We start from the raw sequence: 14,324 nt of genomic DNA, 5'->3' as shown, positions 1-14,324 counted from the left end.
AAACTCAAAAACTTTTCTGCCGAACCCACCCGATAAGCTTTTTGTTGAGAATTGGGTCTATCCACGCAGAACCCCCTATTTTTGCTCCATGTCTAAGAACGTCAATATCGGTTTAGTGCAGATGAGTTGCTCGGCAGATGTCGAGACAAATGTTCAAAAAGCCATCAGCGGCATTCGGGAAGCGGCTCAGAAAGGTGCTCAAATCGTTTGTTTGCAGGAATTATTTACGTCGCTATACTTCTGCGATGTCGAAGATCATCATAATTTCAGCCTCGCCGAAGCCATTCCCGGTCCCACAACCGCCCGTTTGGGGCAGTTGGCGGGCGAGTTAGGCGTCGTCATTGTGGCCTCTTTGTTCGAAAAACGAGCGCAGGGATTATATCATAATACCACAGCCGTTCTGGATGCCGACGGAACGTATTTGGGTAAATACCGGAAAATGCACATTCCGGATGATCCAGGTTACTACGAGAAGTTCTACTTTACTCCCGGCGACCTAGGCTACAAAGTGTTCAACACGAAGTTTGCCCGAATTGGTGTACTCATCTGCTGGGATCAATGGTATCCTGAAGCGGCCCGCATTACGGCGCTGATGGGCGCTGAGATTCTTTTTTATCCTACCGCCATCGGCTGGGATACGAACGAGCCAGACCCGAAACAAAACGAAGAACAGTACAACGCCTGGCAGACTATTCAGCGGAGCCACGCCATCGCTAATGGTATTCATGTGGTAGCCGTGAACCGGGTTGGGCGCGAGGCCGACCAGCAGTTCTGGGGTGGATCATTCGTAACCAATCCGTTCGGATCACTGCTTTATCTGGCTCCGCACGATCAGGAACTCGTTCACGTACAGACCATAGATTTAGCCCTTACCGACAAATACCGAACAACCTGGCCCTATCTCCGCGACCGACGTATTGATTCTTATCAGCCTATTACGAAGCGGTATATTGATGAGTCATAACATACACTCATCTCTTTTCTCACTCTATTTATGAAGTCGGTTATGAAACTACTTGCCTTGGGTTTAGTGGTCAGTTTGGCGGGCACTGGCTACTGGTATCTTCGTCCGGCTGCGGCTGCAAATGTCGTGGCTGTGCCCTTGCAAGGCCCACTGCCCACACAAACGTCGTTAGTAGCTACGCCCCGCTCCCGCTTTACGCCCAGTACCCGCAAAGGATATTATAACTTAGATATTGTAAGTGATTTTGCCCTTCCCGCAACCAAAACTATCACGTTCTGCGGAGCCGGGCGAAACCTGCATGTACAACAGGACCGCACGAAACTTTTCCGACGCGGCTTCTCAGCCGTCGATCAAAGTCGAATGGTGACAGGTGTCGAAATATGGAAAGATGGCTTCCCGGCAAATGGTTGGAAAAGTGCGCTACAGCCCAGCCAGCGGGCATTGATCCTTTACCAGGGCTATTTCAGAGATTCGTTTGGGCTGGGCTGGGCGCAGAACAGCGAAAAAGCTAATGAGACACTGTACCGCTCCGCGCCTAACCGAGCCGATCCATCAGCCCGTCCTGCCAATCGCAATACCTTGTTTCAGGCATCGTCGGAACTGAGCGGAAGTTGTCTCGGCTTCGGCGACTGCCCATCCAGCGGGATGAAAAGCACGTACGGGTTTATTTTTCTGGACATTGAAAACGACAATACTAGTGTAGGGAACCGGCAGGAACAGGTCAATCTGTATACGTACATGATTAAAACAATCAAGGAAAATATTAGTCCGCAAACGCAGATTGGTTCTATTGCGCCAGTCCTGCATAATAGCGTTGGCTATTCAAGAGCCGAAGATTATAAAGCCAGTCCGGAATGGCTCTGGACTATGCCGGCCCGCCAGACCGCCACGAGTCAGCAACGCGGGATGCCAACCGATATAGTCGGTAAATCATTCGGCGATTATGCTGATTTTCATATGCCCGGCACGTATTACGTATACCCTGATTTTGACTATTCGACCCGGCATACCGGCGACGGTGATCGTCATTGGCTGGCTGCGTTGCTGGGCGAACAGGAGGTCAACATGAAATTATCTTCCAAGAAGCGGATTGCCTGGCAGTGGTTATTTAATACCCAGAGTGAACTTCCAAACAGCAGCAAAGCCGAACACGCTGCACCGCCCGCTGTGGCCGAAGGAATGGGTATATTTTATTGGTTTACAGGTGCTTATGGCGTACTGTTCTGGGATGATCACATTGACCTTATTCCCGGACAACCCTCTCCCACCGATCCAAATTTAAAAGGATTGGGCAACGACCGGGATTACTCCTGTTATGAGCATTATGTTCATGGGCTCTGGCGGCTTTTCAAGCATCATGGCGATTTGTTTAATGGCCGCGAAACGTACCTCAACGAAGCCACCGAGTGTTCGTATGATGGCGGGCAAACATGGTATAAGTACAACGCTAATCAGACGAAAACCCATGATTTGCCTTTTGTACGGGCAATTGTCAATGGAAATCAGATTTTGGTATCGGCTACTAAAGCCTATGCCCGCCCCGACCAAACGAACCGGGTGATGATGCGTTATGTGCAGAATGGCTACAATTTTTACACAACTATTACGCTGAAAGGCGATGAAATTTACCTCGGTCGCGCAACGATGAATCAGGGTAAATAAGCACAAAACAGCTAAAGTTGATCGGTGTTATTTATCAATTTCTGCCACTAGATTAAAAACGGTCAGCCACTAAGTAAAACACTACATGAATCTTGGTATCGAAATTGGCGGAACAAAGTTGCAGATCGTAACGGGCGATATAACGGGCCAGATTACCCAACGATTCCGCTACGCTGTTGACGCGGAGCAGGGGGCAGATGGCATTTTAGCGCAAATTGCTACTACAATTCGCCAACTTCCCGAACCACCTCAAGCCATTGGGGTGGGCTTTGGCGGCCCTGTCGATTGGCAAACGGGGCGTATTGCTACCTCGCATCAAATTGGCGGTTGGGCGGGTGTCGACCTGACAACCTGGCTCCAGCAACAAGTACCGGGCGCTTTTGTACGGGTCGAAAACGACGCTAATGTTGCGGCTCTTGGCGAAACACGGCAGGGGGTGGCCACAGGTTTTAGCCGTGTGTTTTACGTTACACTTGGTAGTGGCGTTGGTGGCGGCATGGTCACCGACCGGCAGCTTTATCATGGGGCAATGCCCGGAGAAGCCGAAATAGGACATTTATGGCTTGTACCACCTGGCGAAACTATGCCGGGTCAAACGGTGGAACAAACCGTATCGGGCTGGGCAGTAGACAAGCAAATTCGTGACCTGATTCCGCAACTGCCCAACGATTCAGCGTTAAAAATTGCCGTGCAGGAAGCGCACGCTGCGGGAGTGGTTGGAAAAGAAGCTCGTTTTTTACATCCGGCGTATGAGGCCAGCGATCCAGTTGCCCGGATGCTGATCGAACAAATCGGTTCCGTGCTGGCGCTGGGACTTTCGCACGTTGTTCATTTATTTCATCCAGATGCTATCGTGCTAGGTGGAGGGTTGTCGCTCATTGGTGAACCGCTGCGAGCAGCTGTGCGACAGGTATTACCGCGCTTTGTCATGAATACATTTCATCCCGCTCCCATCGTGTTGCTTGCTAAATTGGGTGAAGATGCGGTACCCGTTGGCGCATTAGCATTAGTTATTGATCGTACGTAGCTTTCCTATTCGGTAGTCGTTAATGGCAGTCCGTCACGCCAATATGGTGATTGGTTGATGCACCACCCCATTAAACGAAAACTGGATACCCATTTCCTAAGGCCATGAATCAACTATATTTTCAGAATTACCTGGACCGGCAAAAGGCTGCCTACGATGCCATTCCAATTGATCGGGTTGAGCATCTTATCAATCTAATCAAAAAATGCTGGGAAGATGATCGACAGTTTTTCGCCTTTGGGAACGGGGGCAGTGCCTCCAATGTCTCGCACTTTATCACTGACCTCGGCAAAAGCGCGTCTGATAAAATGAGCACCCACAGCAATGGCCGACGCTTTCGCTGTATGTCGCTCAATGAAAACGTATCATGGATTACCGCTCTTGGTAACGATTATGCCTACGAGGACATTTATTTACGGCAGCTTCAGAATTACGCCCGCCCCGGCGACTTAGTATTAACCCTAAGCGTGAGTGGCAACTCGCCCAACGTGGTTAAGGCAGTGCAGTGGGCTAATGATAACGGCCTGACAACCATGGCCCTCGTTGGTGGTAAGGGTGGTAAACTGGCCGAGCTTGCCCATGAGTCAATTGTTATTCAGGATGAACACTATGGCCGCGTAGAAGATGCCCAAATGACTATCTGCCACATGTTATGTTACGGCTTTATTGAGTCTGTGTAAAGACCGTACTGGTCTCTACAATCACGAATACCGATCATTCCGCCAGGGGTAGGCTGTGTTGGAATAGCCGCGCTCTTCCCAGAAACCGAGTTGATTTTTGGTCAGGAATTCAATACGCTTAATCCATTTTGACCCTTTCCAGGCGTATAGCTGGGGGGTAATCATGCGGAGTGGACCACCATGCTCAAGGGTCAATGGTTTGCCATCGGCTGTATGAACGAGCAGAACATCGGGTTTAAGCGCTTCCTCAAGCGAAACGTTCGTTGAATAGCCATCGTACCCGTAACACATCACATGCGTAGCCGAACCTTTAGGGTCAACCAAAGCAGCTATATCCATAAACCGAACGCCCACCCAGGGCACATCTAGCCGAGACCAAGTCGTTACACAATGAAAATCACTGGTGTCTTCTACTTGTGGCAGAGCCATTAAATCGTCCCATTTGAGTCGAATGGGGTTGTTTACCTCCCCATCAATATTCAGTTGCCACTTGTCGAGCGGAATATTCGGTTTGTAGCCTAAATCCAGCACCGGCCACTTTGTCGTAACGGTCTGCCCGACGGGAACAGCTGGCATACCATGACGGTTTGCTAAACCAGTACCGCGAGGTTTCTCATCCGTTAAGGAGGGCGTCTGTGCCATTTTCTCCTCAAACCGATGCTTAAGCTTCATCCGGGCCTCAACAATTTTATCAGTTTTTTCGTTAGCGTCCATAGCGGTAGTGGTTGGAGATATATTACGTCTACTAAACCCCAATTTTCATTTTGTAGTTTTAAAAAGGCAGGAGTTAACAGGTATAAAAACGCTTGGTCAGGCCAGATGGCACCTTACAGCAACCGATAGTTATCATCTTTGGTTGGTGTAACCTGGAATATGAGTCGTGTATTTGGCAAGATTTACTACTGAATCAGCGTTGCGGCTAATGGCGTATCGTAAGTTAACTTTATAACACATGACAAAATCATTAATTGCAATCATCCTTCTCCTTACGCTTGCAGCCTGCGAAGGTGGCTCATTTAAGAAAAAAAACTGCAAAAGCTGCGAGACATTGACCTATGGGAAGACAGGACAAGTCAATAAGAACGATCAACAAGTTTGTGGCGATGATGAGCTATCGGCATTTGTTATTGCCAACACCATTAGCAATAGCAGCTTAACAGTAGTAACAACTTGTAAATGAGGCACATCAGCTGGCGTTTCTTGTAACTGCTTAGTCGCGATATTACTTACTGGCTGCACACTCTACATTTTTCCACCATGTCAATACCCAACGTATAGTTGTCTACCGCTTTTATCCCTCACCCCTCCTATAGATTTCTAAGTTGATGTCATGAATTAGGGATAAGTTGTATTCTCTTTAATCCTGTGTGTTCACCGTTTCTAACTTCTGTTTAATTCTCTGAAGCATATCTCTACTTGCGCTATCGCCGGCCCGTAGACCAATAATAGCCAGATCCACCGTATTTCTTAAGTCAAAAGTTGAATCCCAGGTTGAAATTTGAAAGTAGCCTTTTATTGGCAATTTGCGCCCTGTGAAGAAGGCAATCAATTTTTCATCGTTACTATTCATCATGTAAAAGTACGAGTTGAGCGCACTTTCTCCAGTCCATAAAAATAATATATGATTGAGTGGCACGACTAAGCCTGGGTATTAAGGCGTATTGCAGTCGAACAGTCAGATAAGGCTGGTGGGGTTAAGGTGTTGCTTAACAACCAAAAAATATTATGAAACAAAAAGTCAGTTGATTTCTATACACCAAACAATTCAACTGAATTATAGTCTTGACTTTAGCTTGTCACGCTTATAGGTTGGCCCTTATAATCAGTTCTTTCCTTTCTCTCACTGCGTTACGTTATCACTCAGTAAATTAAGGGGTATCGTAACGCTTACTGTCGTTTCTTTATGGGAACTACTACCTATTTTTAATACGCCTTGGTTGAACGCCAACAGATTTTTTACAATCGCCAGCCCCAGCCCAAACCCTTGCTGTTCATAGTGCTGCCTCTCAAACTGCACATACGGTGCTATTCGGTCTACATCTTCTGGCTTAAAAGGCTGGCCCTGATTAGTAATCAATAATTGGTAAACACCGTTCTCCCGATGGCCTGTTAATCGAATAGGCGTAGATCCGTCAGAAAACTTGAGGGCATTATCGAGCAATTCGGTCAGAATAATCGTCAGATTCTCACTTGAAATAGATAGAGTAGCCGGTTCAATCTCCAGATGACCAGTTACTTCGCAATTTTGCCACTCTTTAATAGCGAGCATCTGTTTTTCAACCAACTCAATGTCTATTTGCGTTGTGCCAGTACTAAACGAAGGATAGGAAGGATGGCTGGAATTGACCAGTTGTAACACTTCAATAAGTCGCTGTTTATCTAATGAGCGTTTCAAACGCAGCCCACTGGCCTTAATCATCGACAGCAGGGCTATAACTTCTTCACTATCAAACTCTTCATAATTATCCAGTAGCAGAGAGCTAAACCCAATGATACCGCTTAAAGGAGTATTATGTTCATGGGAGGAAAGCTGACCGATTGTATGTCGATGGTCCCGCAATTTGGCCTGCAAGTCCGCCTTCCGTACGGCTTCCCGTTTCAGCCGACTGTCGATAGCCAGTAATAGATTATTCATCGTGAAAGGCTTCGTCAGATAATCATCTGCGCCCAATACCATACCCTGGCGTATTTCCAGGCCATCGGTCTTGGCCGTCAGAAAAATAAATGGCACTGTCGCCAGTGAATGTGTACCCCGAATAACTTCAAGTACCTGATAGCCATCTACCTCGGGCATCCTGATGTCACACAAAATCAAATCAGGCGGAGACAGCAGCGCCTGACTAATACCTTCCCGACCATTTGAAGCGGTCTGTACCTCAAAACCTTTAATCGATAACAAATCGGCTATATTTTCTCTAATTTGATTTTCATCTTCAATTACTAAGATTTGCGTTGGCATAGGGTGTAAAGTATGTAGTATATATATATATACCGATTGATTATCAATGATTTATCTTAGTAGGTAATGTAATGGTAAAAGTTGTTCCCTTTCCCTCCGTGCTTTCTACATCCAGGGAGCCTCTATGTAATTCTACATACCGACGGGCAATAACTAAACCTAAACCGGTTCCTTGAATGGTGCTCGTGTTGCGAGCCCGAAAAAAAGCCTGAAATAAACCAGCCAGATCAGCAGCTGGTATCCCTATTCCCTGGTCAATGACTTGCCATATCAACGTATCCTCCTGAAAAATAATACGGAGCAACGGATCGTCTTCGGAAAACTTAAAGGCGTTGGATAATAGATTAACCAAAACATAGCCAATCAGCTTTTCGTCTAGACAGGCATGATACGGCGTTCCTTCTATTACTAGCTGTACACGTCGTGCGTCTGGCTGCTGACTGAAATGCATGTCTATAACCTGTTGGCAGAGTTCGAGTACATCGACCCAATCCGGTCTGAAAGCTACATTTCCACTTTCAATTTTACCCAGGGTTAACGCATCAGATAGTAGTCCACTAAAATTTTGAATCTGTTGTTGAATGATGCCCAGGTGTTTTTGAATCAACGTCTGCGATGTCGGTTGTTCGAAATAGAGGCTAATCAAATCAACACTCGATTGGATAGTCGTTAGGGGAGTTCTGAATTCATGGGACGCCGTTGCTACAAATTGCGACTTCAGTTTGTTCAATTCCTGTTCCCGTTCCAGAGCTTGTTGCAGTACTATTTCTTTTTCTTTCTGGCCTGTAACATCGTTGGCAATGCCAATTAGCCGTTGGGGTTTGTTTTCGCCATCCCGCATGATAAACGTGCGCACTGAGATCCAGCGAACAGCCCCTTGCGTATCCTGAAATCGATACTGACTCTGGCTTTCCTGACCGGCTAGCAAATTCGCCCAAAAGACCCTGGCAACCGGTAAATCTTCCTCTACTACACAATCTAGAAATGAAGCGGGGTTCTTGTATAAACTGGCACAGGTAGGCCCCCAAACGCGCTCATAAGCCGTATTGATGTACAATAAAGCCATTGGCTCCGTCGAATAAATCCAAAAGATTTCATCGACATTATCAGCAATCTCCCGAAATCGCTGTTCACTCTCGCGTAGTGCCAACTCAGCTCTTACACGCTCGGTTACATCCCAGGCAACACCCACCGCCCGCGAGGGCTGCCCTTTTTTATCGCGAACGATCAACCCGTGAGATTCGGTATAATGAATTGTTTCATCCGGCCAGACGATGCGGATCACACCCGTATTGAAATTCGTCAGATCCTTGTTTGCCTGGCGCTTTCTAAGCGCAGCTTGATCCTCATCAGAAAGTTTCCCCAAAAAATCATGGAAGTGCCTGTTCTTCTCTCCAGGGGGGGTCCCGTGGATTTCGTACATCCGCTTATCCCAGCTTAGTTTGTCGCCCTTAAAATCATACTGCCAGATGCCTTGGTGAGCAGCCTGAGTAGCTAACTTCAGTCGCTGATTAGTTCGCCGAAGTAACCGATGCATTTGTTGTTCCTGAGTAACGTCTCGTGCGGAACAGATAATCAATTGATCGACAAGTTTGCTACGCCATTCAATGACGCGGTAACTCCCGTTTTGATTACGGTATCGGTTAACAAAAGCAACCGTTGTTTTTTGATGTAGAAGCTGATCATATTCCCGTATTGTAGCCGCCCGATCGTCGGGATGGACGAAGTCAATAAAAGGTCGAGCCATCAGTTCCTCAACGGAGTAGCCTAGCACATCCTCCCAAAGCAGGTTCAGCTGGATAAAATAACCATCCTGATTGGCAATACCATGTAAGGCTAGTGAGCTATCGAAGAAAGCAGCCAGCTTTTGGTTTTTTTCTCGCAGCTGCGTTTCTGCTTGTTTAAGTTCTGAAATGTCGGTTGCCATGGCGATGTACCCCATAAGCGTTCCGTTCTCAGTCCTGATGGAACTAGCCGTTAACAGGACGAAAACGGGTTTGCCCTGGGCGCTGATTAGGGTACATTCAATTTGAAAATGACCAGACCGCTGAAGAATCGCAGCAAACGCGTTAAAGCGGGTTGAGTGAGCCCCGCGAAGGTGTCGAATTACCATTTGGCTTGCTTCGGACAGATAGGCGGAATCATCAAAAAAATAGGGACTTTTTTTGCCAATAAGTTCGGATGCTTTATACCCTAGCATTCGTTCTAGAGCCGGATTAACACTTTCAACAAGACCCTGAGGACTCAAGGCCAGAATAGCGACATCGGTATGCTCGAGAATTGCCTGTTGCCAGGCTGAAAGCTGCCGGATTTCGGTTGTGCGCCGAGTTACACGCTGTTCTAATTCGTCGGTGTGCAGCCGAATCTGTTTCCGGAGTCGCTGCTGTTGCAGAACAATCGCTAACTGATCGGCTACCTCCTGCACAATTTGCAAATAGTCATCCGTGAAAAAAGAAGGCGACCGGGCAAAGAGCATAAAAACGCCTAAATAGTGTTTTTGACTAAAAAGCGGAATGATAAGTAGCGACCGGTAACCGATCAGATAAGGATCAAATTCTTCGGGGAGGTTAAATAAAGCGGGTTCCAGGTCATCAAGCCGTAGAGGGTGTCCACTCAATAAGGGTTCTATCCTAAAAATATGGGCAGGCAATAGCGTTCCTGGTGCTAGTTCCAGTTTTCCATCGACCAGACGACTTTCAGCAAAGGCCAGATCGGTATGTTCATCAAAACTAAAAACCGCCAACCGTTCACAAGGCACAAGCTCTCCAACCAGTGACAACACGCTCAACTCAGATTGGTTATCCGTCCATTGGCCATCCAGCAAGCTCCGTTGAATAGCCTGTAAGACTCGCAAGCGCTTGTTGCTCCGTTCTAAAGCATCATTCGCTTCTCGAAGTTGCTTATTCCTTTGATGAACAAGATCCGCCTGTTGCTTTAATGCCGTTGTATCCAGGTAGGTTAGTAGAACACCCTCATTCACAGGCGTCAATTGTGCCTGCATCCACAAATCAAGTCCATCGGCCTGATAATGCATTTCATACTGTTGCGGTATCCTTGTCTGCAATACGTCAATTAAGCGATTGATACTCCCTTGCTGATGAGCTGATGGAAATATATCCAGTATTTTTTGGTTAGTTAGTTGCTCAACCGAATAACCCAACGTTTTTGCAATAGTAGGATTGACTAACGCATAATAGAAATCGTTGACAGTACCCTTGGTATCACGTATGGGTTGAAATAAGGCAAGGGCGGCCGGTGATGATTCGACAATGCTTTTCAACAAATTTGTTTGTCTTTCTGCTTCCTGCGCAACATGTTTAGACGCCGTAATGTCAAACAATGTCATGAGTAATCCATCTTTTTGTTTACATACAGAGGTATCAAACCAGCGATCTTGTAAATCAATGGATTGGCACCATTCAAAACGCTGGCTGTTTCCTGTTTCCCATATCTGAATAAATCGCTCAAAACCACTGGTATCGCTTGAGTTGGAAAGATGGGTAAGTAAGGTTTTCTGCTGGATCTCGAGTGAATCGAAAGCTACCATCTGCTGGGCCATGCCGTTTGCCCAGATGAAGCGAAAATCTGTAATCCGTCCATCTTCGATGATAGGTTGACTGTAAACAATTGCTAACGGGATTATATCCTGGATGTTCTCTAAGTCTTTATGGAAGGGAGGTTCAATAGGAAAGATCATACCTGTTAAGCGTAAATTATTCCAACATTGCAAAGAAGTACTAAGTTTATGATTTTTTTTATATTTAAACTAAATTATCATAGCTAATATACAATACTCACTTAAATGATAATATACTAAACTTTTAGACGTAAGATGACCAACAAAAATAGTAGAACTCAACCGCATCATTTTTGACAGTCAAACCGACACAACTCATAACCATCCATCAGGGTATAATGGTGTCGGCAATTGGACTTGCTACATTTGACTGGAGAATTTTTTGAGCAGATTCAAGGACAAACCGCTTCAGCAGACCGATTAAATTTGACTCCTATGAAAAACGTGTGTTTGATGAAGCGTTCAAGAAGATGGCTATCGAGTTGTCTTATGTAAAAGGCTCAGTTCGACGAGCTTCCAATGAACTGGGTATTGACGCCGGTCGAATTAGCCAATGGCGACAACGAAAAAAAAGCCTGATCAGCCTAGCCTTTAGAGCCACTTACCGAATTGACTGACGAGCAAAAACAGATCAAGTGCCTACAGAAAGAACCGCACTGGCGGCCCGGTTAAAGAAGCGCAGTTGGAACGGGCTATACTAAAAAAAGTGGTCAGCATCTTCTCCAAGAGCGACGGGAGGAATGCGGAGCGGAAGCTTATAATACAAATTGCTTCGCATAATAGTCGAATATATAATACCCTCCACCAATAATGAGTAAGACTATGGCAATCGCCAAGGCAATGATTGCCCAGCCAAAGGCGCCAAAGTAAGTTAGTAACATTGGATTTTCGGGGTCGTCTACCTTATAAACAATCGTCGCTTTTTCCCCTACTGCCCAATCAGGTGGAGAACTCGCAACCTTATAGGGGTAATGTATTTCTTTGCCGGTGAGCGTAGTAAATCTAAAAATAGGCCGGTAGGTGGACTTTCCTTTTTTTCCGCTTTCTCTGTGAAGTTCTTCAACTGTTGCCATCGTACGGGTGCCAGTCTTAATGAAACTAATGGAAGTGGAAAACGAGTACAATGAGCCTAGAAGAAGTAAGACGCCTATCAGGAATGTGATAAAGTAGCCCATATAAGTGGAGTTTAAGGTTTGCTAGATGGCTTCTTTGTTGATAGGACAGCACGAATAGCAATTTACTATCTACACTACTTTTACCTTAAATGAACTGATTAAACGGTCGCATTTTGAGCTTATAGAATGGGCATCCGAAACTGTCAAAGGGCGTTCGAATTGCTCTAGCGGTGCAATAGATAGGTCCTATAAGGGTGTTAAAGCAGCCTGTCAAGCAGTAGCACATAGTATTTAACCCTGTTCATATCCTACTATGTGATGTATTCAGCATTGAAGTTGATTCTAATGATAATATTGATATTTATAGAACTGAAGTTACGCAACTGAGTTAATTGAACAAATTGTCTCTAGTCATGCAAACGAACCTTGATCTCTATACTGACTATTTACTAAGTTCCTTTGGCCAAACTTCAGCCACCAGTCTGTTTCTCCACCTCATCAACACCGACCCTATAGCCTGACCAAGACTGTTCACCCACGGCATTGGTGTTACCTACCCAGACCGCAATAACTCGCACCTAAGCACCAAACCGATTCATATTACCCAATCCTATTGTTAGTGCCACAATTACCCTCCATAGGGCAGCCGGGACGGTGAGCTTGCCACTGGCCTACCCCATTTTCTACACATTGATTATTTCTTTTCTACTAACCGCTTGACAAGTCGCTTCAATTCATTAATTTCTGTTTGTTGCTGTTGATTATCAGTCTGTTGTTTCTGTTGGATTACCTGATTAGTTTTCTCTAACTGTATACTATATAGGGTCAACTCTTCAATCTTTTCCAGCAACGCAGCATTTAGTTTGGCCAGATCAACGCCTTGCTCTGCTACCTCACCCGCCGACGGTATCCCCGGTAAATGACCATTTTGATGAATGTAGTTTTCCAATACACTCAATGGCCGAAGCACATAAGTAGGGGAGAAAACCTTATCACTCCATTCATTTGCATGGACGATCCGCAACTGGTACTTAGCTTTGACGACATAACCCTGTTCGTTGACCGTTAGAAACTGATCTGTACGCTGTGCCGTGGGGCTTGTAGCGGTTAACTTACTTAAACGAAGCCCACTATCATTATCAGTGGCGCCAACCACCTCCAGTCGAGTAACAGGAGCAGAAGTACCTATGCCTACATTAGCGTTGTTGCCTAAGACGACAGCATTGCTCGTGGCTACATGTGCTCCGGCGCCGATAGCCGTAGCGTGGTGCAGACTAATTGACTCGGCGCTGGTCTGATGACCAATCAGGGTATTGCTTCCTCCCGCCCACTGCCCACCGCCAGCTTCCCCGCCTATAATGACATTATGGCTTCCATTACCGTCTCCAGATTGGACGTTGTAACCCATTAATACGTTATCATCGCTGTTAACTACAGCCGTTCCAGAACTGGGGCCGATTATAATGTTATTGCGGCCTGTAGTTACATTATAGCCTGCTTGGTAACCCATAAACGTGTTGGCTATACCATTGGAACTGTAACCAGCCTGATAACCTATGAAGGAGTTTTGGCTACCCGTTGTATTAGAACGACCTGCACCGGAGCCAACAAAGGTGCTAACATTGCCACTTGCGTTAGTACCCCCTGCTGAGAAGCCTATAAAGACATTGTCATAACCTGTCGTACTTAATTCGCCAGCGATATTTCCCATGTACGTATTGTGGGTACCTGTTGAGTTGTAAGATCCAGCATTAAATCCCACATATGTATTCAAACTGCCTGTTTGATTAAAATAGCCCGCATTGTTGCCTATATTGACATTCTGAGTACCCGATGTGTTATTTAATCCCGCACTGGCCCCTATAAAAGTATTAAATCCGCCTGTAGTGTTTCCAGCACCCGCGTCGTATCCTAAAGAAGTGTTATAGTTTCCGGTCGTATTAGTATAACCTGCCTGATGTCCCATAAAGGTATTTTGATAGCCCGTCGTATTCGTATAACCCGCCCTATATCCCACGAAAGCATTGTTGTAGCCCGTTGTAATGCTATTACCCGCTTCAGGCCCAACTAATATATTATAAGTACCTGGTGCAGTAGCATTGGCTGTATTAGCTACATAGTTGTTCTGCGCGAACAGCATGTCAGGACATACGAACGACAATCCAACAAGTAGAGAGAAGAGATAAAAGTGAAGCATAATAAAGATATTAAGAAGTAATAATAATGCTTGTGAGTCATACCACCCACATGTAATATCTAAATTAAGAAATAAGGACTTGGAATTATGGATTAGCGCAAAAGGGGTGTTCTGCCAAGGACCGAATGAGAAGCCGATAAAAC

Annotated in this window: 11 protein-coding genes; 5 read left to right on the top strand and 6 right to left on the bottom strand. The window is 45.9% G+C overall.

The window, feature by feature from the left end; all coding sequences use genetic code 11:
* Nucleotides 1-88 precede the first annotated feature (88 nt).
* The 4 genes from ACFS25_RS08715 (at nucleotide 89) to ACFS25_RS08700 (ending at nucleotide 4,333) form a co-directional block, all read left to right on the top strand.
* Nucleotides 89-964, top strand: a complete 876-nt coding sequence (locus ACFS25_RS08715; protein ID WP_381498752.1) for a carbon-nitrogen hydrolase — start codon at nucleotides 89-91, stop codon at nucleotides 962-964.
* Nucleotides 965-1,006: 42 nt separating this feature from the next.
* Nucleotides 1,007-2,626, top strand: a complete 1,620-nt coding sequence (locus tag ACFS25_RS08710) for a hypothetical protein (protein ID WP_381498750.1) — start codon at nucleotides 1,007-1,009, stop codon at nucleotides 2,624-2,626.
* Between the two features lie 85 nt (nucleotides 2,627-2,711).
* Nucleotides 2,712-3,653 carry an ROK family protein gene (locus ACFS25_RS08705; protein ID WP_381498747.1) on the top strand — a complete coding sequence of 314 codons (942 nt, stop codon included), beginning with the start codon at nucleotides 2,712-2,714 and terminating at the stop codon, nucleotides 3,651-3,653.
* 104 nt (nucleotides 3,654-3,757) lie between these two features.
* A complete protein-coding gene (locus ACFS25_RS08700; RefSeq protein WP_381498744.1) occupies nucleotides 3,758-4,333 on the top strand; it encodes a D-sedoheptulose-7-phosphate isomerase in 576 nt (191 codons plus the stop codon).
* Between the two features lie 21 nt (nucleotides 4,334-4,354).
* Here ACFS25_RS08700 and ACFS25_RS08695 read toward each other — a convergent pair whose 3' ends face one another.
* Nucleotides 4,355-5,047 carry a sulfite oxidase-like oxidoreductase gene (locus ACFS25_RS08695; protein WP_381498741.1) on the bottom strand — a complete coding sequence of 231 codons (693 nt, stop codon included), beginning with the start codon at nucleotides 5,045-5,047 and terminating at the stop codon, nucleotides 4,355-4,357.
* Between the two features lie 238 nt (nucleotides 5,048-5,285).
* Here ACFS25_RS08695 and ACFS25_RS08690 point away from each other — a divergent pair, with 238 nt between their 5' ends.
* Nucleotides 5,286-5,513: a hypothetical protein gene (locus tag ACFS25_RS08690; protein WP_381498738.1), complete on the top strand. Its 228-nt coding sequence runs from the start codon at nucleotides 5,286-5,288 to the stop codon at nucleotides 5,511-5,513.
* Nucleotides 5,514-5,690: 177 nt separating this feature from the next.
* Here the strand turns inward: ACFS25_RS08690 and ACFS25_RS08685 are convergent, their stop codons facing one another.
* The 5 genes from ACFS25_RS08685 to ACFS25_RS08665 all read right to left on the bottom strand — a co-directional run bounded on the left by ACFS25_RS08685 (nucleotide 5,691) and on the right by ACFS25_RS08665 (nucleotide 14,181).
* Nucleotides 5,691-5,906: a hypothetical protein gene (locus tag ACFS25_RS08685; RefSeq protein ID WP_381498735.1), complete on the bottom strand. Its 216-nt coding sequence runs from the start codon at nucleotides 5,904-5,906 to the stop codon at nucleotides 5,691-5,693.
* 267 nt (nucleotides 5,907-6,173) lie between these two features.
* A complete protein-coding gene (locus tag ACFS25_RS08680; RefSeq protein WP_381498733.1) occupies nucleotides 6,174-7,292 on the bottom strand; it encodes a hybrid sensor histidine kinase/response regulator in 1,119 nt (372 codons plus the stop codon).
* Between the two features lie 43 nt (nucleotides 7,293-7,335).
* Complete coding sequence (locus tag ACFS25_RS08675) at nucleotides 7,336-10,989, bottom strand: PAS domain S-box protein (RefSeq protein WP_381498730.1); 3,654 nt, start codon at nucleotides 10,987-10,989, stop codon at nucleotides 7,336-7,338.
* A 635-nt stretch (nucleotides 10,990-11,624) separates the two neighbouring features.
* Nucleotides 11,625-11,942, bottom strand: a complete 318-nt coding sequence (locus tag ACFS25_RS08670; protein WP_456242996.1) for a DUF3592 domain-containing protein — start codon at nucleotides 11,940-11,942, stop codon at nucleotides 11,625-11,627.
* 736 nt (nucleotides 11,943-12,678) lie between these two features.
* Nucleotides 12,679-14,181: a hypothetical protein gene (locus ACFS25_RS08665; RefSeq protein WP_381498725.1), complete on the bottom strand. Its 1,503-nt coding sequence runs from the start codon at nucleotides 14,179-14,181 to the stop codon at nucleotides 12,679-12,681.
* Nucleotides 14,182-14,324 lie beyond the last annotated feature (143 nt).

Origin of the sequence: Spirosoma flavum, assembly GCF_042686045.1 — a bacterium.
Classification (GTDB): domain Bacteria; phylum Bacteroidota; class Bacteroidia; order Cytophagales; family Spirosomataceae; genus Spirosoma; species Spirosoma flavum.
This window is presented reverse-complemented; position numbering and strand designations above follow the sequence as displayed.

Excerpts from the sequence above, each read along its gene's own strand:
- ACFS25_RS08690 (WP_381498738.1), top strand. The coding sequence starts at position 5,286 with ATGACAAAATCATTAATTGCAATCATCCTTCTCCTTACGCTTGCAGCC.
- ACFS25_RS08695 (WP_381498741.1), bottom strand. The coding sequence starts at position 5,047 with ATGGACGCTAACGAAAAAACTGATAAAATTGTTGAGGCCCGGATGAAG.
- ACFS25_RS08685 (WP_381498735.1), bottom strand. The coding sequence starts at position 5,906 with ATGATGAATAGTAACGATGAAAAATTGATTGCCTTCTTCACAGGGCGC.
- ACFS25_RS08715 (WP_381498752.1), top strand. The coding sequence starts at position 89 with ATGTCTAAGAACGTCAATATCGGTTTAGTGCAGATGAGTTGCTCGGCA.
- ACFS25_RS08710 (WP_381498750.1), top strand. The coding sequence starts at position 1,007 with ATGAAACTACTTGCCTTGGGTTTAGTGGTCAGTTTGGCGGGCACTGGC.
- ACFS25_RS08680 (WP_381498733.1), bottom strand. The coding sequence starts at position 7,292 with ATGCCAACGCAAATCTTAGTAATTGAAGATGAAAATCAAATTAGAGAA.
- ACFS25_RS08705 (WP_381498747.1), top strand. The coding sequence starts at position 2,712 with ATGAATCTTGGTATCGAAATTGGCGGAACAAAGTTGCAGATCGTAACG.
- ACFS25_RS08675 (WP_381498730.1), bottom strand. The coding sequence starts at position 10,989 with ATGATCTTTCCTATTGAACCTCCCTTCCATAAAGACTTAGAGAACATC.
- ACFS25_RS08700 (WP_381498744.1), top strand. The coding sequence starts at position 3,758 with ATGAATCAACTATATTTTCAGAATTACCTGGACCGGCAAAAGGCTGCC.
- ACFS25_RS08665 (WP_381498725.1), bottom strand. The coding sequence starts at position 14,181 with ATGCTTCACTTTTATCTCTTCTCTCTACTTGTTGGATTGTCGTTCGTA.
- ACFS25_RS08670 (WP_456242996.1), bottom strand. The coding sequence starts at position 11,942 with ATGGCAACAGTTGAAGAACTTCACAGAGAAAGCGGAAAAAAAGGAAAG.